This window comes from Ochrobactrum soli (assembly GCF_003664555.1).
GTDB classification, from domain to species: Bacteria; Pseudomonadota; Alphaproteobacteria; order Rhizobiales; family Rhizobiaceae; genus Brucella; species Brucella teleogrylli.
On record NZ_RCHH01000007.1, the window covers coordinates 131,892 to 151,746 of the forward strand.

Below are 19,855 nucleotides of genomic sequence, written 5' to 3' on the forward strand. Positions count from 1 at the left end.
GGAAATTGAGAAGACTGGGCTCATCGGAGCGCCCTTCTTCCACCGGGTTACATCTTGCATTCAGCTGCGTAATTGTCCTTGTAGTCGTTGAAAACTGTTTCAACGTAGGACGTGGCGAACTGGCCATCGTCACGCTTGACGACTTTGGTCAGGTAGAAATTCTGGATCGGAAAGTGGTTGTCGCCAATGCTGAATTCACCGCGCGGCGAGGTGAATTTCGCGTCTTTCATGGCGGCGCGCAACGCGTCCTTGTCGGTGATATTGCCGTTGACCTGCTTGACGGCCGCATCAATCAGCATGGCGGCGTCATAGGCCTGCACGGCATAGGTTGCCGGAACGCGCTTGAACTTGGCCTCATAGGCTGTGGCGAATTCCTTGGCGGCGGCTGAATCGAGATCCGGCGCCCAGTTCGAACCGGCGAAGAAACCGACGGCTGCGTCTTGCTGTGCGGGCAGGGTCGTTTCATCCACGGTGAATGCGGAGAGGAACGGCGTGCCTTCAAGACCGGCCTGACGATATTGCTTGACGAAATTCACGCCCATGCCGCCGGGCAGGAAAGCATAGACCGCATCCGGCTGTTCAGCGGCGATCTGCGCCAGTTCTGCCGAATAGTCGAGCTGGCCGAGCGGCACATAGATTTCCTGCGCGACTTCGTTCTTGTAGGAATGCTTGAAACCGGCCAGCGCGTCCTTGCCCGCCTGATAGTTCGGGGCGATCAGGAAAACGCGCTTGTAGTTCTGCTTTTCGGCATATTTGCCGGAAACTTCATGCATCTGGTCGTTCTGATAGGAGGTGACGAACAGATTGGCGTTGCAATCCTTGCCAGCCAGATTGGATGTGCCTGCATTGGTCGAGATCAGGAACGCGCCGGAATCGGTCGCAGGCTTGACGATGGCGTTCAGCACGTTGGAGAAAATCGGCCCGACCACAAAATCCACCTTGTCGCGCTGGATCATCTGCTGGACCTTGTTGACGCCAATATCCGGCTTCTGTTCATCGTCCTGAATGATGATTTCCGCATCGAGGCCGCCGAGCTTGTTGCCGAGCTTCTCCATGGCAAGCAGGAAGCCGTCGCGGGATTGTTCGCCCAAAAGGGCGGACGGTCCGCTGAGCGTATAGATCAAACCGATCTTGATCTTGCCGTCTTCGGCCTGCGCGGTTCCGGTTAGCATGGTTGCGGCGAGCAGCGCGAAAGCCGCTTTCGTCGAAATTTTCATAGTTCCACCTCGATTGCAGATTTTTGCTTTGTTTTCTTATTCTTTCGCATTGTCCGATGCTGGAAATGCTTATTACCCGGCAGATGTACCCCCATACCTCTGCCGGGCGGATGCATTATTCTGCTGGCGCAGGCAAAAATTCAACCTCATGTGCCGGTGCAACGCGAACTATTTCGGCAGGATCACCGACATTGTTGATGCGAACGAACAAATCCCAGAGCTTCGCAGTGGGCGAAACCCAGAAAACGCACTTCACCGGCTGTTCGGTCTTGTTGAAAATGCCATGCGACACGTTGCGCGGCAGGCAGACGAGATCGCCAGCCTCTGCAACGGCTTCCTTGCCGTCGAGAAGCAGGTCGAATCGTCCCTCCAGCACATAGATGAATTCTTCCTGCGTGGTGTGGATATGCGGCGGAACGAAGGTGCCCGGAGGAAAGGTTGCGTGCCACGACATGGAGCTTTCGCAGACATGCTTGGGTACATAGGTCTGGCCCAGGATGTGCCAGACAACACCGTCCACGGAGGAGCCGGATTTGGTCACGCCAGCTGGAAGATCAGTCACTCTCATTCCCTTTCACAATAATTACAGATGTGAGTTTTCAGGCGGTCGCCCGGGTCATTTCCCGGTTGACCTGCTGCGTTGAAAAGCCAGCCTTTGCGGCATAGCCGCGAACGATCGCCTCGCGCTCGGCAAAGCTGATGACGCCATCCAGATCGGCAACGCCAGACGGTGCGCGGCGTTCGACCTCATCGATGACGCCTTCCGGGCCGCCCAGCCTGTTAAGCCGGACGATTTCCGCCGTCGCAGGCAGGCGGATGGCCTGATAGGCGGCAAGTGCTGCGCGGCCATGTTCGGCGGAGGCCAGATGATCAGCCAGCGTACGGGCGTCGATGATCGCCTGACTGGCACCATTCGACCCCACCGGATACATCGGATGGGCGGCGTCGCCGATCAGCGCCACGCGGCCATCGGTCCACCAGCGGGCGGGGTCGCGGTCGCACATCGGATATTCGAAGAATGTATCGGTGGCGCGCACCAAAGCGGCGAGGTCCACGACATTGATGCCGAACTTTTCGACATGGGGCATCAGCTCTTCATGCGTGCCGCGACGGCTCCAGTCCTCGCGTTTCGGCGCGGGCGATCCATCGGCGCCCGGACGATAGGTGACGACCCAGTTGTTGAGAATCTTGCCGGGCGTGGTGCCTCTGGCAATTGGATAAAGCACCAGCTTATAGGTAAAACCGCCGGCGACGATCATGGTGCGACCGTCAAGGAACGGATCGCTTTCCACCGCGCCGCGCCACATCATGACGCCGTTCCATTTGAGACCGGCTTCGTTCGGGAACATCTGCTGCCGGATGACGGAGTGGATACCGTCCGCGCCGATGATGACATCGGCAGTTGCGGATGCGATTTTCGATCCTTCGGCAAAGTGAATGGTCGCCGAACCTTCATTCTGGGCATAGCCGACGCAGCGCTGGTTGGCGACGATGGCTTCTGGTCCAAGCCGCTCGATCACCGCGTCATAAAGCAGTTTCTGCAAATAGCCGCGATGGATGGAAAACTGCGGCACATCATAGCCTGCATCCATGCCGCGGGGTTCGCGCCAGATTTCCTGGCCCTGCCGTGTGGCGTAAATCAGCTCACGGGTGCGGATGCCCGTAGCGTCGAGCGCGGGCAGGAGGCCGATTTCGGCCAGTTCACGGATCGCGTGCGGAAGAACATTGATGCCAACGCCCAACTCGCGGACTTCTGGCGCTGCTTCGAAAATCTGGCAGTCAATGCCCCGTGCATGCAGCATCAGTGCCATTGTGAGGCCGCCAATGCCTCCTCCGACGATAATCGCTTTCATTCGCGGTTCCCTTTTTCGTGGCTGCTCTCTGGCGCCTGGGTCCAACGATAAAAGCGGGAACAATGCTGTCTATCACCAAAACGCCACGCCTAACAGCAAACCGCCAGAAACACGCTTTAGGGCAAAATTTTCGCGATGCTTGCGCTCTCGGCGCAGCGTGATAGTTTAATCTTAAAATAAAACGCTCTCTAAATGAGATACGGGGAATATCGTGATGCCGACTACGAGCTATATGCACCGGCTTTCGCCGTCCATCGATTCGTTCCAGGACACCATGTCCGGGCTGCTCCGGCCTTGCCGCATCTCGAAGAAATCCAGCCGGACCTACCGCACCGAAGTCGCCCACGGGCGCATGCGGCCCTTCGGCCTGACGGCAATCCGCGTCGGCGGCCATGCCCGCATCGAGGTGGACGCGCATAATGATATGACCTTGTTGCAGGTTCCGTTGCAGGGCATCTTCGTTTCACGCGACCGGCGCGGCGACGAGCTTTTGTATCAGTCGGGCATGAATGCGCAGCTGGTCGATGCGCATTCGGCCATCGACCTTGAGTTTCACCCGTCCACGCGCATGCTGATCTTCAGCCTCAACGATACCCAGATCGATATACTGGGCGGCAAGGAATTCATCGAGCAGTTTACCCATAACAAGCGGGTCGTGTCATTCGATACGCCGGTCGGCCATGCCTTCTATCATCTGGCGCATTTCGTCATGAACGAGATCGAGAAGGACAAGGAAGCTTTCTTCCATGGCGGTCTGTCGGAGCGGCTGGAGGACAGCCTGATGGCGTCACTTGCGGCGGCGCTCGATACGCAGCCGCGTGCACGACCGCTGATGAGCGCGGTGCCGAGCTATGTCCAGCGCGCCGAAAAATTCATGCTCGACAATCTCGACAAGCAGCTGACCTTGCAGGAGCTTGTCGATGCAACAGGCACCAGCGCCCGCACCTTGCACCGCACCTTCCGCAGTGTCCGGGGCAACACGCCGCTCGGTGTGTTCAAGAACATGCGGCTGGACAAGGTGCATGCGGAACTTGCCCGCGGATATGCCGGGCCCGGTGATATTACGCGCATCGCCATGGCCTGGGCTTTCAATCATATGGGCCTGTTCTCCGCCGATTACCGCCAGCGCTTTGGCTATCTTCCGTCGGAAACGGTGCGCCGCGCGCAATAGGGTTGCGGTTGCTACAAGTGGTCCTCCCGATAACAAAATGTTGCGCAATTGCGCCGGTCCGTGGCAACGGACCGTGCTTCCGTTGTGGGATCAAGCCCCTTAAAATTGGAGGTTCGAAACCGCTTCGGGAATGAACGAATGACACGACAGTTGCATCTCACCGCCTTCATGCGCCCCGTCAGCCTGCACACTGGCGCTTGGCGATATCCGGGAGCCTATCCCGACGCCAATTTCAATTTCCGCCATCTGAAGTCTTTTGCGCAGAAGCTGGAAGCCGCCAAATTCGACGCCTTCTTCATGGCCGATCATCTGGCCGTGCTGAACATGCCGGAAGAGGCGTTGAAGCGCAGCCACACCGTGACATCTTTTGAGCCGTTCACCTTACTGTCGGCGCTGGCGGCGGTGACGGATAGGATCGGTCTGGCGGCAACGGCCTCGACAACCTTCGATGAGCCTTACCATATCGCCCGGCGTTTTGCCTCGCTCGACCATATCAGTCAGGGGCGGGCGGCATGGAACATCGTCACGACCTCCAATCCCGATGCGGCGCTCAATTTCGGCAAGGAAGAGCATCTCGTTCATGGCGAGCGCTACAAGCGCGCGCGTGAATTTTTTGATGTCGTGACGGGATTGTGGGACAGTTTTGCCGATGACGCATTTTTGCGCGATCAGCAATCCGGCATCTTTTTCGACCCATCGCGTATGCATGTTCTCGAGCATAAGGGTGACGACTTCAATGTGCGCGGCCCGCTCAATATTGCGCGCCCGGTGCAGGGCTGGCCGGTGATCGTGCAGGCAGGCCAATCGGAGCCGGGACGCCAGCTGGCCGCAGAGACCGCCGAGGTTGTCTTCTGCGCGCCGCGCGGATTGTCGGATGCAAAGAAACTTTATGCTGATCTGAAGAGCCGAGTTGCAGCCGCTGGGCGAAATCCGGACCACCTCAAAATATTGCCCGCCGCCTTCATCGTGATAGGTGACACGATTGAAGATGCAAAGGAAAAGCGCGCAAAGCTTGATAGTCTGGTGCATTACGACAGCGCCATCGCATCGCTGTCGATTGCCATCGGGCACGATGTATCCGGCCTCGATCCAGATTCATATCTGCCTGAACTGCCCGATACCAATGCCAGCAAGTCGAGCCAGGAACAGGTGTTGAAGCTGGCGCGCGAAGAAAAACTGACGGTTCGCCAGCTTGCCCAGCGCTATGGCGGCTATTCGGGTCTGGCTTTTGTGGGCACGCCCGAAAGTGTCGCCGACGAGATGCAGCAATGGCTGGACGAGGCCGGTTGCGACGGCTTTACGGTGGTGTTTCCGTTCGTGCCGCAAGGGCTGGACGACGTGGTGGAAAGACTGGTGCCGGAATTGCAGCGGCGCAATATTTTCCGCAGCGATTATGAGGGTTCTACCCTGCGCGAACATCTCGGACTACCGCGCCCAAGAAACCAGTTTTTCGGATAGAAAAACCATAACGAAAACACCGCAACCGATCAGGCGTGATCGGCTACGGTGTTGTCAGTTTCGCTCGGCTCGGATCAGTTTGCTGCACCAAAGACGCTGTAGCAATTGCGTCCCTTGCCCTTGGCCTGATAGAGCGCGATGTCGGCATTGCGCGCCAGATCCTGTGGGGTGACGCCGTCACGCGGCGCAACCACCGCGCCGATGCTGGCAGAAACATCCAGAACGATGCCGTGAATGATAAACGGTTCGCGGAATGCGTCGACAATCTTTGCTGCAACGGTTTCAATCTCGTCTGGGCCGCTTAACGTTGGCAGAACGACAGCAAATTCATCGCCGCCAACCCGGACCGGCAGATCGCTGGCGCCAAGAGTGGAGCGCAGACGCCGCGCGGCCTCAATCAGCAGTGCATCGCCCATAATATGTCCATGCGTGTCGTTCACGGCCTTGAAGCGGTCGAGATCGATCAGCAGCGCGCCGACGGATTTTCCCTGCTTCAGCGCATCTTCGATCATCGGGATCGCCAGCTCATAGAGCGCGCCGCGATTATAGAGTTTCGTCAGCCGGTCAGTCAGCGCCAGACGCTTCAGGGCGATGGAATCGTCATTGAGAAACTTGTTGGTCTTTTGCAGGCGCAACAGCCCGCTGGCGATGCTGGCAAAGTCTTCCAGCCTGGCCAGTTCGCTTTTGGAAATCTGCCGGGGCTTGTTGTCGAGAATGCAAAGCGAACCAACGGTCAGGCCCGCATCCACCGAAACCGGCGCCCCTGCATAGAACCGGAAGAGCGGTTCGCCGGTGACATAGGGCATGGTGCAGAAGAAACGGTCTTCAACCATATCCTCGACCACGAAGCTCTTGCCGCTTTCCACCACGAATGTGCAGGCGGTCATCTCGCGCGGGCAGCTATCCACATGCTGACCGGCATTGGCCGCGACGCGTTGCCAGTCCTGATCGATGATGTTGAGCGCAGACGTGCTCGCGCCAAAAGCCTCCTTGACGAGACCGACAAGCGTGTCGAGTTCTGGCAGGCCGATGCTGGACAGGGAGACGAGGCTGCGAACGCTTTCGAGCCGTTCGACTTCATTGGCCGGAATGGAAAAGCTTCGTTCCGGCTGTGTGAAGCCCTGCGCACCTGTATTCATCATCGTCACCATCATGCATTTCTCATCCCGCCCAGATCATAGATAGGCAATACGACAGCAACAGCAAGCAAAGCCTGCTCATGGTGAAGAAGTTTGAACAAAATTTGTAGTGTGCTTATGCCGCCTCGATATCGCGAACCGGCGGATTGCCGTAGAGGCGGCTATATTCGCGGCTGAATTGCGAAGGGCTTTGATAGCCCACCCGATGTCCTGCCGTGCCTGCATCCAGTCTTTCAACCAGCATCAGCCGCCGCGCTTCGCTCAGCCGCAGCTGCTTTTGATACTGAATCGGCGTCATGGCTGTGATCGACTTGAAATGGTGGTGGAAAGACGACGGGCTCATATTCACATATTCGGCCAGCTGTTCGATGCGCAGGGGTAGCGCAAAATGCTGGCGCAACCATCCGATGGCGCGCGCAATCCGGTTGGCCTGGCTGTCCACGGTGGCGATATTGATCAGGCGGTCGCCGCTGGGGCCGGTCAGCAGGCGATAGAGGATTTCCTGTTCGATCAGCGGCGCCATGACCGGAATATCCTCCGGGCTGTCGAGAAGGCGCAAGAGCCTGATCACCGCATCAACCAGCCCGGCAGGTGCAGCGTTGACGCTGATGCCCCACTGGTTTTCCGATTGGGAGATGCTTCTGCGAATATCACTGCGGCCAAGCAGATCGACCAGTTTTTCACTGTCGATGGCGAGTGAAAGGCAAAGATGCGGCGCCTCCGCGCTGGCTTCGACCACCCGCCACGTGACCGGCAGATCAAGCGAGGTGACCAGATATTCTCCCGTAGCATAATTGATCGTGGCCGACCCAAGGCGCAGCGACTTCGAACCTTGAAGAACCATGGCGAGACACGGGCGATAACTGCCGTGGCAGGGAACGCTCGGCGTCGAACGCCTGCTCAAGGAGAGGCCGTCGATCGCGGTTCTGCACTCGCCATCGGTTTCGATGAAGCGCTTGGCGAGCGAAGCCAGCTCCCTATATGCATCGACGGGTAAGTTCATGGGCACCTCGGTTTGTCAACGATCCGACATGGTCTTCATTTATCCAGTTCGGAAAACGAAACCAAGAGACAGGGTAGGTCATGCGGGCCAGATTTGCAGGATTATGCAAGAAGCTTGCAGGATCGGTCTACCCTCTTTCCTCAGGTTCACGGCATAGTCAATCATCTCATCCTTCCCCAATTTTCCCTGAAAAACGGAGTTTATTATGGCTATTGCAAGAGGTTATGCCGCAACCGATGCGGATCAGCCGCTGGTGCCGTTCACATTTGAACGTCGTGAACCCAATGCCGACGATGTGGTCATCTCGATCCAGTATTGCGGTGTGTGCCATTCCGACATTCATACGGTTCGCAACGAATGGAAAAACGCCGTTTATCCAATCGTTCCCGGCCATGAAATTGCGGGCGTCGTCACGGCTGTCGGCGACAACGTGACCAAGTTCAAGGTTGGCGACAAGGTCGGCGTCGGCTGCTTCGTGGATTCCTGCGTTGGTTGCGCAGCACGCGACGTTGATAACGAGCAATATCTGCCGGGTCTCATTCAGACCTATAACTGCGATGACGCAGAAGGAAAGACGCGCACGCAGGGCGGCTATTCCGACCAGATCGTCGTCAAGGAAGGCTATGTGCTGTCCATTCCGGACAATCTGCCGCTCAATGCCTCGGCCCCGCTGCTTTGCGCCGGCATCACGCTTTATTCGCCGCTCCGCCACTGGAATGCGGGCCCGGGAAAGCGCGTGGCCATCGTCGGCATGGGCGGGCTTGGCCACATGGGCGTCAAGCTGGCCAGTGCGATGGGCGCACATGTCACGGTGCTGAGCCAATCGCTTTCGAAAAAGGATGACGGCCTCAAGCTCGGCGCAAAGGAATATTACGCCACCAGCGATGCTTCGACCTTCGAGAAGCTCGCAGGCAGTTTCGATCTGATCATCTGTACGGTTGGCGTCGCCATCGACTGGAATGCGTATCTCGGCCTGCTCAAGGTCAATGGAACCATGGTGAATGTCGGCGCGCCGGAACATATGGTGCCGGTCCATGCCTTCTCGCTCATTCCGGGCCGCAAGAGCCTTGCCGGTTCGATGATCGGTTCGATCAAGGAAACCCAGGAAATGCTGGATTTCTGCGGCGAACACAACATCGTCTCGGAAATCGAGATGATCAATATTCAGGATATCAACGAGGCTTACGAGCGCGTTCTGAAAAGCGACGTGCGCTATCGCTTCGTAATCGATATGGCTTCTCTGGCAGCCTGATAAAATAAGCGGCGGGATCTATTGGTCCCGCCTTTTTCATAGCGCCGCAGGAACAGGCTCTCAGAACTGGAGTACCTGGCTTAGCACCAGCACCGTGCCGACGGCACACGAACAGGCGAAAAGCGTCAGCTCCGAAGCGGTCAGCCGGTCGATCCAGATCGGTCGCTTCAATGGTCGGTTTGTTCGCGATGGTGTGTGGGCGTGCAATTCCGCTTTTGCCCCATTATCCTTTTTCATTGAACTGCTGTGCATTTTTCATTTTCTCCCCCATCCAACGCCAACTGCGTTGGGTCGCCGCAAGATCGGCGCATGTTTACTAAACATTAACCAATTTTCCGGCGGCGGGAAACAGCGAAATTGGATGAACCAACACGCCCGTTTGGCGAATGACCATGCAAGTCCCGCTACGCTTCAAGCGCGGTAGCTTGTCTGCATGGTTGCAATCGGGCCCGGCTTCTGGTCAAAGCCTGCAACGGTTTGCAGAAATGTCAGAACAAGACCCGAAGCAGGATTTGTTGAACCATGCCCGATAATGGCGCATCCGCACCATTCATTGCTGTCAATGGCGTCGGTTATGCGATAGCAGGGCGGCCAATCCTGCACGGTGTTTCGCTTCACTCCAATGCGCGCAGAATGGGCATTGTCGGCAGAAACGGCTCCGGCAAGAGCACGCTTGCGCGGCTTCTGGCGGGGCTGCTGAAACCAACGGAAGGCGCGATCCGTATCGCTGGCCACGATATTTATGAAGACCGCAAGGCCGCGCTTTCAACCGTCGGCATCCTGTTTCAAAACCCCGAACACCAGATCATCTTTCCAACGGTCATCGAGGAAATTGCATTCGGCCTGCGCCAGCAGGGCGCGACCAAAGCCGATGCGCGCACGATGGCGACCAAGGTACTGGCCGATTTCGGCAAGGACCATTGGGCCGATGCTGCCATCCAGTCGCTGTCGCAAGGGCAGAAGCATCTGGTCTGCATGATGGCGGTGGTCGCCATGCGCCCGGCGCTGATCATTCTCGACGAACCTTTTGCCGGTCTCGATATTCCGACACGGCATCAGCTGGCGCGCTATCTGAACGGCGGCGAGGCGCGCCTTCTGCACATTTCCCATCACCCGGAAGACCTGCACGGTTATGAGGAAGTGTTCTGGATCGATCAGGGCCAGATCCGGGAAACCGGGGATGCGCAAACGGTTCTGACCCGTTATGTTGAAGAAATGATCCTTCAGGGCAAGAGCGATGATCTCTCTCACCTCTCCCGTTAAAACACGCGCGCATCAATGGCCGGTGGCGGCCAAGGTGGCCGCGCTTTGCATCGCCACCACGACGCTTTTCATGGTCACGTCGGTCTGGTTCCAGCTTGGCGCGCTGGTGGTCTGTCTCGCGCTCTACGCCCTCCCGGGGCGCGTATTCTTTCGCGCCGGCTTGCAGGCCATGCGGCCGGTTCTACCCTTTGTTGCGGTGATTTTTCTCTGGCATCTGGCTTTCTACACCGCGCTTGAAGGGGTGGAGATCACGGTGCGCGTGGCCACGATGATTGCGCTCGCCAATCTGGTGACGATGACGACACCGCTTGAAGATTTCGTGCATCTGCTCCGGTTCTTAAACACGCCTATGCGCCGCCTTGGCCTGCCGACGAAAATTCTCGAAACGGCCATCCCGCTGGTGATACGCTTTACGCCGGTGCTGATTGTCCGGGCCAGACAGCTTGTTGAAGCCTGGCGCGCCCGGTCGCGCAGGCGTCCGGGCTGGCAACTGGTGCTGCCGCTGTCGCTGGCGGCGCTCGACGATGCCGATCATGTTGCCGAAGCATTGCGTGCTCGCGGCGGAACTCTCAAGTAAAGGCTCCCCTATGGAAAGAAATGTCGCCCACGTGGCTCTGTTTGCAGCGCTGATCTGCGCACTCGGATTTCTGCCAGCCGTTACGCTCGGCTTCGGCGTGCCGATTACCGCGCAAAATCTTGGCGTCATGCTGGCCGGTGCTGTGCTGGGGCCAAAACGCGGTGTTGCCGCTGTGGCGCTGGTCATTCTTCTGGTGGCAATCGGATTGCCGGTTCTGGCGGTCGGACGCGGCGGTCTCGGCGTTTTTGCCGGCCCGACGGTCGGCTTTCTGCTCGGCTGGATACCGGCGGTTTATGTGACCGGCCTTTTCATCGAGCGTGCACCCATCACCAATCTCGGCGTGTCCACCTTTCTCGGCGCGGTGCTGGGCTGTATCGGGGTGCTCTATCTGTTCGGCGCTATCGGCATGTCGCTGATCCTTGCAAAGCCTTTTCTTGAAGCGGTCAAGCTCCTTGCCATCTTCATTCCGGGCGATCTGGTCAAGGCTGTCATCACCGGTGTTCTGGTGTCGGCACTTGCCAAAATACGACCGCAGGATATTCATCGCGGTCAAACCATACGCTGAAAAGCTGTGCGTTCACGGTAACTTGTATCGCGCCGCAAAGCAGATCGGTATTCCTGATGCTTTCTCCAATTGGAGAGATTACGATAATTCTTCGTAGCGAATCGATGTCGAGCTTGGGAGACATTGCATGGCAGCAGAGACCGGTGCGGCGCGTACCATTCGGACCATTGTTGAAACCATTCAACCGCAATTGAATGTCAAACTGTGGGACGGCACCCAGATCGGCGCTTTCGACGGGCCAACGCTGGCGATCAAGGACCCCTCGGTCGTGCGTCAGGTGGTGTTGAAGCCGAATTACGACACGCTTATCAGTCTCTGGACCTCCGGCGCGGTGGATATCGAAAACGGAACCATCTTCGATGTCGCAGAAACAAAGATCGACGGTCATCTCAAGGAGCGCATCAAGGCGCTGCCGAAATGGCAGTTGCTGAAAGGCATTCCATCACTGCTCTTTGCCGGAAAGGCGAAGGACCAGGCGAATATCGACGGAAAGTCGCCCTTCGTCAGCGGCTCCAACAAGGAAGCGATCACCCATCACTACGATGTGTCGAACGAGTTCTATCAGCTGTTTCTTGATGAACGCATGGTCTATACCTGCGCCTATTTCACCGACTGGCAAAACAGTCTGGATCAGGCGCAGTATGACAAGCTGGACCTGATCTGCCGCAAGCTGCGCCTGAAACCGGGCGACCGCTTTCTCGATATCGGCTGCGGCTGGGGCGCGCTTTTGATCCATGCCGTGCAGAATTACGGCGTGATCGGAACCGGCGTTTCTCTGTCGGAAGCGCAAACGGCACTCGCCCGACAAAGGATCAAGGCTGCCGGGCTGGAAGACAAGATCACCATCCACATCAAGTCTTATACCGAGCTTGATCAGGAGTTCGACAAGATTTCTTCCATCGGCATGTTCGAACATGTCGGCATTGCCAATTATGATACCTATTTCAAGTCTGTGCGACGTTTGCTGCGGCCGGGCGGCCTCTATATGCATCACGCCATCACCCGCCGGATGAAGAAGAACAAGAAGAGCTTCAACCGCAAAAGTGCGGAACATCTGGCGCTGGTAAAATATATCTTCCCCGGCGGCGAGCTGGACCATCTGGGCATGACCGTCGAGAATCTTGAAGGCCATGGCTTCGAGGTGCATGACGTGGAAAATCTCCGTGAGCACTATGGGCGCACCTGCCGCCTGTGGGCGGAACGGCTTCATGCCAATTTCGACAAGGCTGTCGCCGAGGTCGGTTATCCGAAGGCGCGGCTCTGGATACTTTATCTCGCGGGCTGTGCGCTGGCGTTTGAACGCGGAACAGTCCAGATCAACCAGACACTTGCCTCGAAGCGTAAACGCGGCATTTCGGCTGTGCCGCAAACCCGCGCGGATATTTATCAGAGTTAAACAGGTGGAGCAGAAAGCCCCGCCTGCCGCCTGAAGGATTATCGGACTTCGCGGTCGATATCGCGCCGCAGCACGAAGGCCGTGGTGATGTCGTCCACGATATCATGGGCGGCAACGAGGTCGCGCACGCGGTTGAGGTCGTCGATTGTCGCCGCTTCCAGCTCGACAACCAGATCAAGCTGCCCGCTGACCGATGAGACGCGGCGGACTTCAGCGTGCTGCGCCAATATGTCGAGAAGCGCCAGCGCAGGCGTGCGTTTCAGGCTTACGAGCAATATGGCGCGGATGAAATTGGTATCGATCTCGCCAATATCCGCGCGATAGCCGCGAATGACGCCGCTGCGTTCCAGATTTGTGACGCGCTCGCTGGTCGCGCTGCGGGACAAGCCGATACGACCGGCCAGCGTCTTCAGCGCGATGCGCGCTTCCTTGGACAGAATTGCCAGTATTTCGCGATCTTTCGCGTCAAGTTCCCGCATCGTTACCCTATACGCATGACCGGACATATGCCGGTCCATTCCGACAAAGTGCCGGTTCTTCCGACAGGATACTTGATGCCCGAAAACGCATTGCGTGCCAAGGTTCTGATAAGAAATCTAAACTGGAAACGCACTATCCATGACCGATCTGTCCCATCCGAACCCGCAGTTTTCCGCAGCCGATGCCGAGAAGCTGGCCATTGAAGTCTTTGGTGTCACTGCCACGGCATCGCCGCTCGACAGCGAACGCGATCGCAATTTTCGTCTGGAGACCGGAACGGATGCCGACTGGATTTTAAAAATCGTCAATGCCAGCGAGCCGCAGGTCGAAAGCGAATTCCAGACCGCGCTTCTGCAGCATCTGGCCAGTGCCGATGCGAAGCTCGCGGTTCCGCATCTGAAGCCAAGCCTTTCGGGCGATGTGCTTGCATCGGCTGTGGCGAGCGGTGGCGAGCGCCATGCCATGCGGCTGGTCGGCTGGCTGCCGGGTGTTCCCCTCGCGGAAGTCAAACGCACGTTTGGGCTGATGCGCAATCTCGGTCGCGCGCTTGGCGAACTGGATCATGCCTTGCAGGGCTTCATCCATCCGGGCGCCGTGCGCGATCTCGATTGGGATTTGCGCCATGCGGCCCGTACGCGCACGCGCCTGCATTTCGTCGGCGATGCCGACAGGCGTTCGCTGCTTGAGCGCTTCATCGTGCGTTTTGAAAACCGCGTCGCGCCGAAACTGTCGCGCCTGCGTGCACAGGTCATCCACAATGATGCGAATGACTGGAATGTACTGGTCAGCACGAGCGACCATGAACAGATTGCCGGATTGATCGATTTCGGCGATGCCGTTCACACGGTTCTGATTGCCGAAGTCGCCATTGCCTGCGCCTATTCCATTCTCGACATGGAAGATCCAATTGGTGCGGCAGCGGCACTGGCCGCCGGATTCCACGAAAAATACCCGCTCAAGGCGGAAGAAATCGACGTTCTGTTCGATCTCATCGCCATGCGTCTTGTCACCAGCGTGACCTTCTCTGCTTCGCGCCACGACAAGACGGACGACAATCCATATCTGGCGATCAGCGAGGCTCCGGCCTGGCGTCTTCTGGAAAAGATGGACGCGATGAACCCGCGTTTTGCGACCGCTATTCTGCGCAAGGCCTGCGGCTTCGACGCTATCGAGGGTGCAGGCGCGGTTCGCAAATGGATTGCGGATAACAGCAAGACCTTTGCGCCGATTGTGCATCCGGCACCGGCAACCATGACCAAGGCGCTCGTGCCATATGGCGATGAAACGCATGTCATGACGGTTGCCTCCGCTGAACAGCGCGCCAGGGAAGCGACGGAATGGTGGGATAATTTCTGCACTTACAACAACGTTCAGCTCGGTATCGGCCCCTGGGGCGAAAAGCGCACTGTCTATACCGACACCGCGTTTGAATCGCGTTTCATCGAAGGGCAGCGCCGCATCCACCATTTGGGCGTCGATCTGTTCATGCCTGCCGGAACGCCGCTTTACACGCCGCTGGCCGCAACGGTCGTCAGCGTTGAAATCGAACGCGAACCGCTCGGCTATGGCGGTCTCGTCAAGCTTGAGCATCGCCCGGAAGGCTGCCCGCCTTTCGTGACCCTCTGGGGGCATATGGCACATGAGGCGCTCGGTCGTCTCAAGCCGGGCGAGAGGCTGGAAGCTGGCGATCTCGTCGGCCATATGGGCGATATTCACGAAAATGGCGGGTGGACCCCGCATCTGCATTTCGAAATGACGACGGATATCAATCTGTCGGCAACCGAAATTCTGGGCGTCGGCGAAGCGGCCTATCTCGACGTCTGGGCCGATGTTTTCCCGGATGTGGCGGGGCTGGCGGGCATTCCGCCGGAGACCTTCCATCAGGATGGACGCACCCGCGCAGAAATCATCGCGAAGCGCAAGGAAATACTGCTGCCGAACCTGTCGATTTCCTATTCCGAGCCGATCAAGTTCGTGCGCGGCGAGGGGACGTGGCTGATCGACAATTACGGTCGCGCCTATCTCGATTGCTTCAACAATGTTTGCCATCTGGGGCACGCCCATCCGGAAGTGGTGGAAGCCATCGCCCGTCAGGCGGCGCTGCTCAATACCAACACCCGCTATCTGCACGACAACATCGTGGCCTACGCCGAACGGCTGACGGCAACCTTGCCGGAAGGACTGACGGTCGCGTCCTTCGCCTGCTCGGGTAGCGAAGCAAACAGCCTGATGCTGCGCATGGCACGCAATCATACGGGCCGCAAGGAAGCCATCGTTCTCGACTGGGCCTATCACGGCACCACGCAGGAGCTGATCGATCTCAGCCCCTACAAATACAAGCGGAAGGGCGGTAAAGGGCGACCGGATCACGTCTATGAGGCGGTCATTCCCGACAGCTACCACGCGCCGGAAGACTGGCCGCTGGAGGAACATGGCAAGCGCTTTGCCGAGAGCATTGCCGAACAGATCGACACCATGCGCAAGCAGGGTCGTGCGCCGGCTATGTTCTTTGCGGAATCGATTCCAAGTGTCGCCGGTCAGGTATTCCTGCCAGAAGGCTACCTCAGGGAAGTCTACGCTATGGTTCGTGCCGAAGGCGGACTTTGCGTTGCCGACGAAGTGCAGGTCGGTTTCGGTCGCGTCGGCAGCCATTGGTGGGCGTTTGAAATGCAGGATGTGGTGCCGGATATCGTCACCATGGGCAAGCCGATTGGCAATGGCCATCCCATGTCGGCTGTGGTGACCACCCGTGAAGTTGCAGACAGCTTCAATAACGGCATGGAATATTTCAACACCTTCGGCGGCAATCCGGTGTCCTGTGCCGCTGGTCTTGCAGTCATCGACGTGATCGAACGCGACAAGCTGCGCGAGAATGCGCTGACTGTCGGAAACTATCTCATCAACGGTTTCCGTAAGATGCAGCAGCGCTTCGATATTATCGGCGATGTTCGCGGTCAGGGACTGTTCCTCGGTATCGAGCTTGTCACGGATCGCAAGACCAAGGCGCCAGCAACGGCGCTGGCCCGCAAGATCAATGACGGCGCGCGCGAACGCGGCATCCTGATGGGGACTGAGGGTCCGCATGACAACGTGTTGAAGATGCGCCCGTCCATGGTGTTCAGCCGCGCCAATGCAGATCATTTGCTCAGCGTTCTGGCCGACAGTTTCGAGGCTGCGTTGAAGTAAAGCCTCCAACATCAGGGCCGATTTTCAAGGCCGCATTCCGATCCGGTTTGCCGGGTGGGAGTGCGGCCTTTTCTTTTAAAATCGCGCCCTCGACCGCCGACAATATGCCGGTCATTTCCGGCAATGTGTCGGGCTGGCAGTCATATTGCAGGATGCTTGGAAACAAGGCCTGTGCCAAGCTCTGTCGATGAAGGTTGATGGCAAACCATAAGCCTAACAATAAGACCAATCCAGAGGAAACACCAAAGCCATGAATAGCAAGCTCAAGACCATGTTTGCGGCTGCAGCCGTAGCACTCGCCGCCGCCTTTTCCGCCATGCCAGCGCATGCGGATGAGCTGGAAAAGCTCAAGGAAACCGGTGAGTTACGCGTCGCCATGAGTGGCGCCTATCCTCCGTTCAGCTTCACCAATGCCGATAATCAGGTGGTAGGCTTCGATGCCTCCATCGGAACAGAAATCGCCAATCGTCTGGGCGTGAAGGTCAAGCTCGTGACCACGCCATTTGACGGTATCATTGCAGGTCTTCTGGCCAAGAAATACGATGCTGTTGTCGCCTCCATGACCATCACCCCAGAGCGTGAAAAGGCCGTCGATTTTGTGGGACCCTACTACCATGCGGGTCGCACGGTCGTGGTCAAAGAAGACGCCCCAATCCAGAAACTGGAAGACCTCAATGGCAAAACCGTGGGTGTGACCATGGGTGATGCCCATGAGAAGTGGGCCAAGGCACAGGGCGACCTCAATGTTCGCACCTATAAGGGCCTGCCGGAAATGTTGATTGATCTTGATGCAGGCCGCATCGATGCTCTTGTCATGGACAGCATTCCGGTGAAGATCGCGGTGAAGGAAACCGGCCAGAAGGTTCGCATTCTGGATACGCCGAATATCGAAGGCGGTCGTGAGGCGCTCGGCATTGCCATTCGCAAGAACAATCCGGAACTCAAGGCTGCCATGCAGAAGGCACTCGACGACATGCTCGCCGATGGCGGCTACGAGAAGATCTCGATGCAGTGGATCGGTAGCGATATTCGCTAAGCTGGCTTTTAATCCGGCCCGGTTTATCCGGGCCGGTACATGCGATCTTCCGGAGTAGTTCTATGGATCTTGCGTTAATGCGGCACGTCCTCCCGTTTTTTCTGGAGGCGGCATGGGTAACTGTGCAGATTTCCGTGCTTGCTCTTGTGTTGGGATTCGTCATTGCGGGCATTCTGGTCGTCGGACGCCTTTCTAACAGCTTTGTTCTGCGTTTTTTGTCCGGCGCCTATGTCAGCATTTTTCGTGGAACGCCCTGCCTCGTGCAGCTGTTCGTGCTTTATTTCGGTGGCCCGCAGATCGGGCTCGAACTGGAGCCCTATGCGGCGGGTGTCATCGGTCTGGGGCTCAATATCGGCGCTTACATGGCCGAGTCTATTCGCGGCGCAATTGCAAGCGTGGATCGGGGCCAGGACGAGGCAGCCCGCTCGATTGGGTTTGGCCGCGGCCAGACGCTGCGCCTCATCATTCTGCCACAGGCCGCACGCCTGATGATCCGCCCGCTCGGTGTGAATGCGGTTGCTCTGGTCAAGGGTTCGGCGCTGGTATCGACCATTTCCGTGGTTGAACTCACCTATACGGCGCAACGCTTCATCAGCTCGACCTACAAGCCATTCGAGATTTTCGCAGTTGCTGCGGTCATTTACATGCTCATCGTCTATGTGGTGGCGTCGCTTGTCGATCTGCTCGACAAGCGCTTCGCTGCACGCTGAGGGAGGACGCAATGCCAGCTCTCGATTTCAGTATCGTCGCTCCCTATACCGATCTGCTCTTGACCGGATTGTGGTGGACCATCGTTCTTGCGGTCGCATCCAGCGCGCTGAGCTTCATCCTCGGCATCGTCTTTGCGCTGGTTGTGCTTTATGCACCGGCTTTGTTCGCCTATCCGGTCCGCTTCTTCATGTGGCTCTTCATGGGAACGCCGCTGCTTTTGCAGCTCTATCTCATCTATTACGGTCTGGTGCAGATCGGGATCGACATTCCGGCCCTGTTTGCGGGCATTCTCGGATTGAGTCTGCATTTCGCGGTCTATAATGCGGATGTGTTCCGGGCGGGCATCGTCTCGGTCGATCCGGGGCAGACGGAAGGTGCGCGATCCATCGGGCTAAGTCAGGGGCAGACGCTGCGCTATATCATCATCCCGCAGGCCATCCGCAACACCATCCCGCCCATCGGCAACAACATGATCGTGCTGTTGAAAGACACATCGCTCGTGTCGATCATCGGCATTGCCGAACTGGTTCACAGCGCGCAGATCGCCATCAGTGAAACCTATAGTCCGTTTGAGTTCTATCTGACTGCCGCCGCACTTTATTACGTGGTCAACCTCGTCATGGAAGCGGGCCTGCGGCATATCGAAAGAAAAGTGGAGGTTACGCGATGAGCGCCTTGAAGCCTATGGTTGAAGTGAAAGGCGCCCGCAAAGCCTATGGTGCGCTGGAGGTTCTGAAAGGGATCGATCTTTCGGTATCGCGTGGCCAGATCATCGCGATCATCGGCCCGAGTGGTTCGGGCAAGAGCACATTGCTGCGCTCCATCAATCATCTGGAGACGCTGAATGGCGGCGAAGTCTGGCTCGACGGGTTGCAGGTCAACCAGCCGCTGAGCGGGCAGGCTTTTGAAAAGCACATCAACGCGGTGCGCCAGCAGATGGGCATGGTGTTTCAGCACTTCAATCTGTTTCCGCATCTCACCGTGCTGGAAAACATCACGCTGGGACCGACAAAGCTGAAGGGCATGTCCAAATCGGCGGCCCGCGAACTGGCGCTGGAACTGCTCAACAAGGTGGGGCTCGCCAGCAAGGTGGACGTCTACCCGTCACGCCTGTCCGGCGGCCAGAAACAGCGCGTTGCCATTGCCCGCGCGCTTGCCATGCAGCCGAAGGTGATGCTGTTCGACGAGGCGACCTCGGCGCTCGATCCGGAACTGGTCGATGAAGTGAATGCGGTCATGAAGCAGCTTGCAGCCGAGCATATGACGATGCTGATCGTGACGCATGAAATGCGCTTTGCCGGTGAGGTTGCCGACAGGATCATCTTCATGGACGGCGGCTTTGTGGTCGAAGAAGGCGCGCCCGCAGACGTGTTGCGCAACCCGCAGCAGGACCGGACGCGGGCCTTCCTGAAAAACTATATCGCTTCTTAAGCGTCACCTCGAAATGAAAGCCCCCGGACCAACCAAGTCCGGGGGCTTTTTCTTAGAGCATTTCCAGCAAAAGTGCGTAGCGGTTTTGCGTAGGATAATGCGCAAAACAAATAGATA

19 protein-coding genes are annotated in these 19,855 nt (G+C 57.7%); 12 read left to right on the forward strand and 7 right to left on the reverse strand.

What is annotated here, in order from left to right:
• Positions 1-47: 47 nt before the first annotated feature.
• The 3 genes from D8666_RS14150 to D8666_RS14160 form a co-directional block, all read right to left on the reverse strand.
• Positions 48-1,217: an ABC transporter substrate-binding protein gene (locus tag D8666_RS14150; RefSeq protein WP_109366848.1), complete on the reverse strand. Its 1,170-nt coding sequence runs from the start codon at positions 1,215-1,217 to the stop codon at positions 48-50.
• Between the two features lie 115 nt (positions 1,218-1,332).
• Positions 1,333-1,779 carry a cupin domain-containing protein gene (locus D8666_RS14155; RefSeq protein WP_109367937.1) on the reverse strand — a complete coding sequence of 149 codons (447 nt, stop codon included), beginning with the start codon at positions 1,777-1,779 and terminating at the stop codon, positions 1,333-1,335.
• A gap of 37 nt (positions 1,780-1,816) precedes the next feature.
• Entirely contained in the window at positions 1,817-3,070 is a 1,254-nt protein-coding gene (locus D8666_RS14160; RefSeq protein WP_109366849.1) for a flavin-dependent oxidoreductase, read from the reverse strand.
• Positions 3,071-3,284: 214 nt separating this feature from the next.
• Between D8666_RS14160 and D8666_RS14165 the strand changes: the two genes are divergently transcribed.
• Positions 3,285-4,241, forward strand: coding sequence for an AraC family transcriptional regulator (locus tag D8666_RS14165; protein ID WP_109366850.1), 957 nt, complete (start codon positions 3,285-3,287; stop codon positions 4,239-4,241).
• 138 nt (positions 4,242-4,379) lie between these two features.
• On the forward strand, positions 4,380-5,699 hold the full coding sequence (locus D8666_RS14170; RefSeq protein ID WP_121538422.1) for an LLM class flavin-dependent oxidoreductase: 1,320 nt from the start codon (positions 4,380-4,382) through the stop codon (positions 5,697-5,699).
• Between the two features lie 74 nt (positions 5,700-5,773).
• Here the strand turns inward: D8666_RS14170 and D8666_RS14175 are convergent, their stop codons facing one another.
• On the reverse strand, positions 5,774-6,853 hold the full coding sequence (locus D8666_RS14175; protein WP_109366852.1) for a sensor domain-containing diguanylate cyclase: 1,080 nt from the start codon (positions 6,851-6,853) through the stop codon (positions 5,774-5,776).
• A gap of 100 nt (positions 6,854-6,953) precedes the next feature.
• On the reverse strand, positions 6,954-7,841 hold the full coding sequence (locus D8666_RS14180) for an AraC family transcriptional regulator (RefSeq protein WP_109366853.1): 888 nt from the start codon (positions 7,839-7,841) through the stop codon (positions 6,954-6,956).
• Positions 7,842-8,046: 205 nt separating this feature from the next.
• Between D8666_RS14180 and D8666_RS14185 the strand changes: the two genes are divergently transcribed.
• Positions 8,047-9,093: an NAD(P)-dependent alcohol dehydrogenase gene (locus tag D8666_RS14185; protein ID WP_109366854.1), complete on the forward strand. Its 1,047-nt coding sequence runs from the start codon at positions 8,047-8,049 to the stop codon at positions 9,091-9,093.
• Between the two features lie 60 nt (positions 9,094-9,153).
• Here D8666_RS14185 and D8666_RS24000 read toward each other — a convergent pair whose 3' ends face one another.
• Complete coding sequence (locus tag D8666_RS24000; RefSeq protein WP_124915313.1) at positions 9,154-9,345, reverse strand: hypothetical protein; 192 nt, start codon at positions 9,343-9,345, stop codon at positions 9,154-9,156.
• A gap of 270 nt (positions 9,346-9,615) precedes the next feature.
• On the opposite strand from D8666_RS24000, the gene D8666_RS14190 reads away from it, so the two are divergent.
• From D8666_RS14190 to D8666_RS14205, 4 genes are all read left to right on the forward strand, one after another.
• Positions 9,616-10,356: an energy-coupling factor ABC transporter ATP-binding protein gene (locus D8666_RS14190; RefSeq protein ID WP_109366855.1), complete on the forward strand. Its 741-nt coding sequence runs from the start codon at positions 9,616-9,618 to the stop codon at positions 10,354-10,356.
• Entirely contained in the window at positions 10,331-10,933 is a 603-nt protein-coding gene (locus D8666_RS14195) for an energy-coupling factor transporter transmembrane component T family protein (RefSeq protein ID WP_109366856.1), read from the forward strand. The genes D8666_RS14190 and D8666_RS14195 overlap by 26 nt, the downstream gene beginning before the upstream one ends.
• A 10-nt stretch (positions 10,934-10,943) precedes the next feature.
• Complete coding sequence (locus tag D8666_RS14200) at positions 10,944-11,498, forward strand: biotin transporter BioY (RefSeq protein WP_109366857.1); 555 nt, start codon at positions 10,944-10,946, stop codon at positions 11,496-11,498.
• Positions 11,499-11,625: 127 nt separating this feature from the next.
• Positions 11,626-12,894, forward strand: coding sequence for an SAM-dependent methyltransferase (locus tag D8666_RS14205; protein ID WP_109366858.1), 1,269 nt, complete (start codon positions 11,626-11,628; stop codon positions 12,892-12,894).
• A 38-nt stretch (positions 12,895-12,932) separates the two neighbouring features.
• Here D8666_RS14205 and D8666_RS14210 read toward each other — a convergent pair whose 3' ends face one another.
• Positions 12,933-13,373 carry an Lrp/AsnC family transcriptional regulator gene (locus D8666_RS14210; RefSeq protein ID WP_078338226.1) on the reverse strand — a complete coding sequence of 147 codons (441 nt, stop codon included), beginning with the start codon at positions 13,371-13,373 and terminating at the stop codon, positions 12,933-12,935.
• A 139-nt stretch (positions 13,374-13,512) separates the two neighbouring features.
• Here D8666_RS14210 and D8666_RS14215 point away from each other — a divergent pair, with 139 nt between their 5' ends.
• The 5 genes from D8666_RS14215 to D8666_RS14235 all read left to right on the forward strand — a co-directional run bounded on the left by D8666_RS14215 (position 13,513) and on the right by D8666_RS14235 (position 19,738).
• Positions 13,513-16,560, forward strand: a complete 3,048-nt coding sequence (locus tag D8666_RS14215; RefSeq protein ID WP_109366859.1) for an aminotransferase class III-fold pyridoxal phosphate-dependent enzyme — start codon at positions 13,513-13,515, stop codon at positions 16,558-16,560.
• Between the two features lie 250 nt (positions 16,561-16,810).
• Positions 16,811-17,596 carry an ABC transporter substrate-binding protein gene (locus D8666_RS14220; protein ID WP_109366860.1) on the forward strand — a complete coding sequence of 262 codons (786 nt, stop codon included), beginning with the start codon at positions 16,811-16,813 and terminating at the stop codon, positions 17,594-17,596.
• Between the two features lie 62 nt (positions 17,597-17,658).
• The gene (locus tag D8666_RS14225; protein WP_109366861.1) at positions 17,659-18,306 is read left to right on the forward strand and encodes an amino acid ABC transporter permease; all 648 of its coding nucleotides are present in this window, start codon (positions 17,659-17,661) and stop codon (positions 18,304-18,306) included.
• An 11-nt stretch (positions 18,307-18,317) separates the two neighbouring features.
• Positions 18,318-18,977 carry an amino acid ABC transporter permease gene (locus tag D8666_RS14230; protein ID WP_109366862.1) on the forward strand — a complete coding sequence of 220 codons (660 nt, stop codon included), beginning with the start codon at positions 18,318-18,320 and terminating at the stop codon, positions 18,975-18,977.
• Entirely contained in the window at positions 18,974-19,738 is a 765-nt protein-coding gene (locus tag D8666_RS14235; protein ID WP_280176229.1) for an amino acid ABC transporter ATP-binding protein, read from the forward strand. The genes D8666_RS14230 and D8666_RS14235 overlap by 4 nt, the downstream gene beginning before the upstream one ends.
• Positions 19,739-19,855: the final 117 nt, after the last annotated feature.

Coding starts and splice junctions, on each gene's coding strand:
- D8666_RS14210 (WP_078338226.1), bottom strand. CDS start 13,373: ATGCGGGAACTTGACGCGAAAGATCGCGAAATACTGGCAATTCTGTCC.
- D8666_RS24000 (WP_124915313.1), bottom strand. CDS start 9,345: ATGCACAGCAGTTCAATGAAAAAGGATAATGGGGCAAAAGCGGAATTG.
- D8666_RS14160 (WP_109366849.1), bottom strand. CDS start 3,070: ATGAAAGCGATTATCGTCGGAGGAGGCATTGGCGGCCTCACAATGGCA.
- D8666_RS14190 (WP_109366855.1), top strand. CDS start 9,616: ATGCCCGATAATGGCGCATCCGCACCATTCATTGCTGTCAATGGCGTC.
- D8666_RS14195 (WP_109366856.1), top strand. CDS start 10,331: ATGATCTCTCTCACCTCTCCCGTTAAAACACGCGCGCATCAATGGCCG.
- D8666_RS14200 (WP_109366857.1), top strand. CDS start 10,944: ATGGAAAGAAATGTCGCCCACGTGGCTCTGTTTGCAGCGCTGATCTGC.
- D8666_RS14225 (WP_109366861.1), top strand. CDS start 17,659: ATGGATCTTGCGTTAATGCGGCACGTCCTCCCGTTTTTTCTGGAGGCG.
- D8666_RS14215 (WP_109366859.1), top strand. CDS start 13,513: ATGACCGATCTGTCCCATCCGAACCCGCAGTTTTCCGCAGCCGATGCC.
- D8666_RS14165 (WP_109366850.1), top strand. CDS start 3,285: ATGCCGACTACGAGCTATATGCACCGGCTTTCGCCGTCCATCGATTCG.
- D8666_RS14220 (WP_109366860.1), top strand. CDS start 16,811: ATGAATAGCAAGCTCAAGACCATGTTTGCGGCTGCAGCCGTAGCACTC.
- D8666_RS14185 (WP_109366854.1), top strand. CDS start 8,047: ATGGCTATTGCAAGAGGTTATGCCGCAACCGATGCGGATCAGCCGCTG.
- D8666_RS14170 (WP_121538422.1), top strand. CDS start 4,380: ATGACACGACAGTTGCATCTCACCGCCTTCATGCGCCCCGTCAGCCTG.
- D8666_RS14205 (WP_109366858.1), top strand. CDS start 11,626: ATGGCAGCAGAGACCGGTGCGGCGCGTACCATTCGGACCATTGTTGAA.
- D8666_RS14175 (WP_109366852.1), bottom strand. CDS start 6,853: ATGATGGTGACGATGATGAATACAGGTGCGCAGGGCTTCACACAGCCG.
- D8666_RS14235 (WP_280176229.1), top strand. CDS start 18,974: ATGAGCGCCTTGAAGCCTATGGTTGAAGTGAAAGGCGCCCGCAAAGCC.
- D8666_RS14230 (WP_109366862.1), top strand. CDS start 18,318: ATGCCAGCTCTCGATTTCAGTATCGTCGCTCCCTATACCGATCTGCTC.
- D8666_RS14180 (WP_109366853.1), bottom strand. CDS start 7,841: ATGAACTTACCCGTCGATGCATATAGGGAGCTGGCTTCGCTCGCCAAG.
- D8666_RS14150 (WP_109366848.1), bottom strand. CDS start 1,217: ATGAAAATTTCGACGAAAGCGGCTTTCGCGCTGCTCGCCGCAACCATG.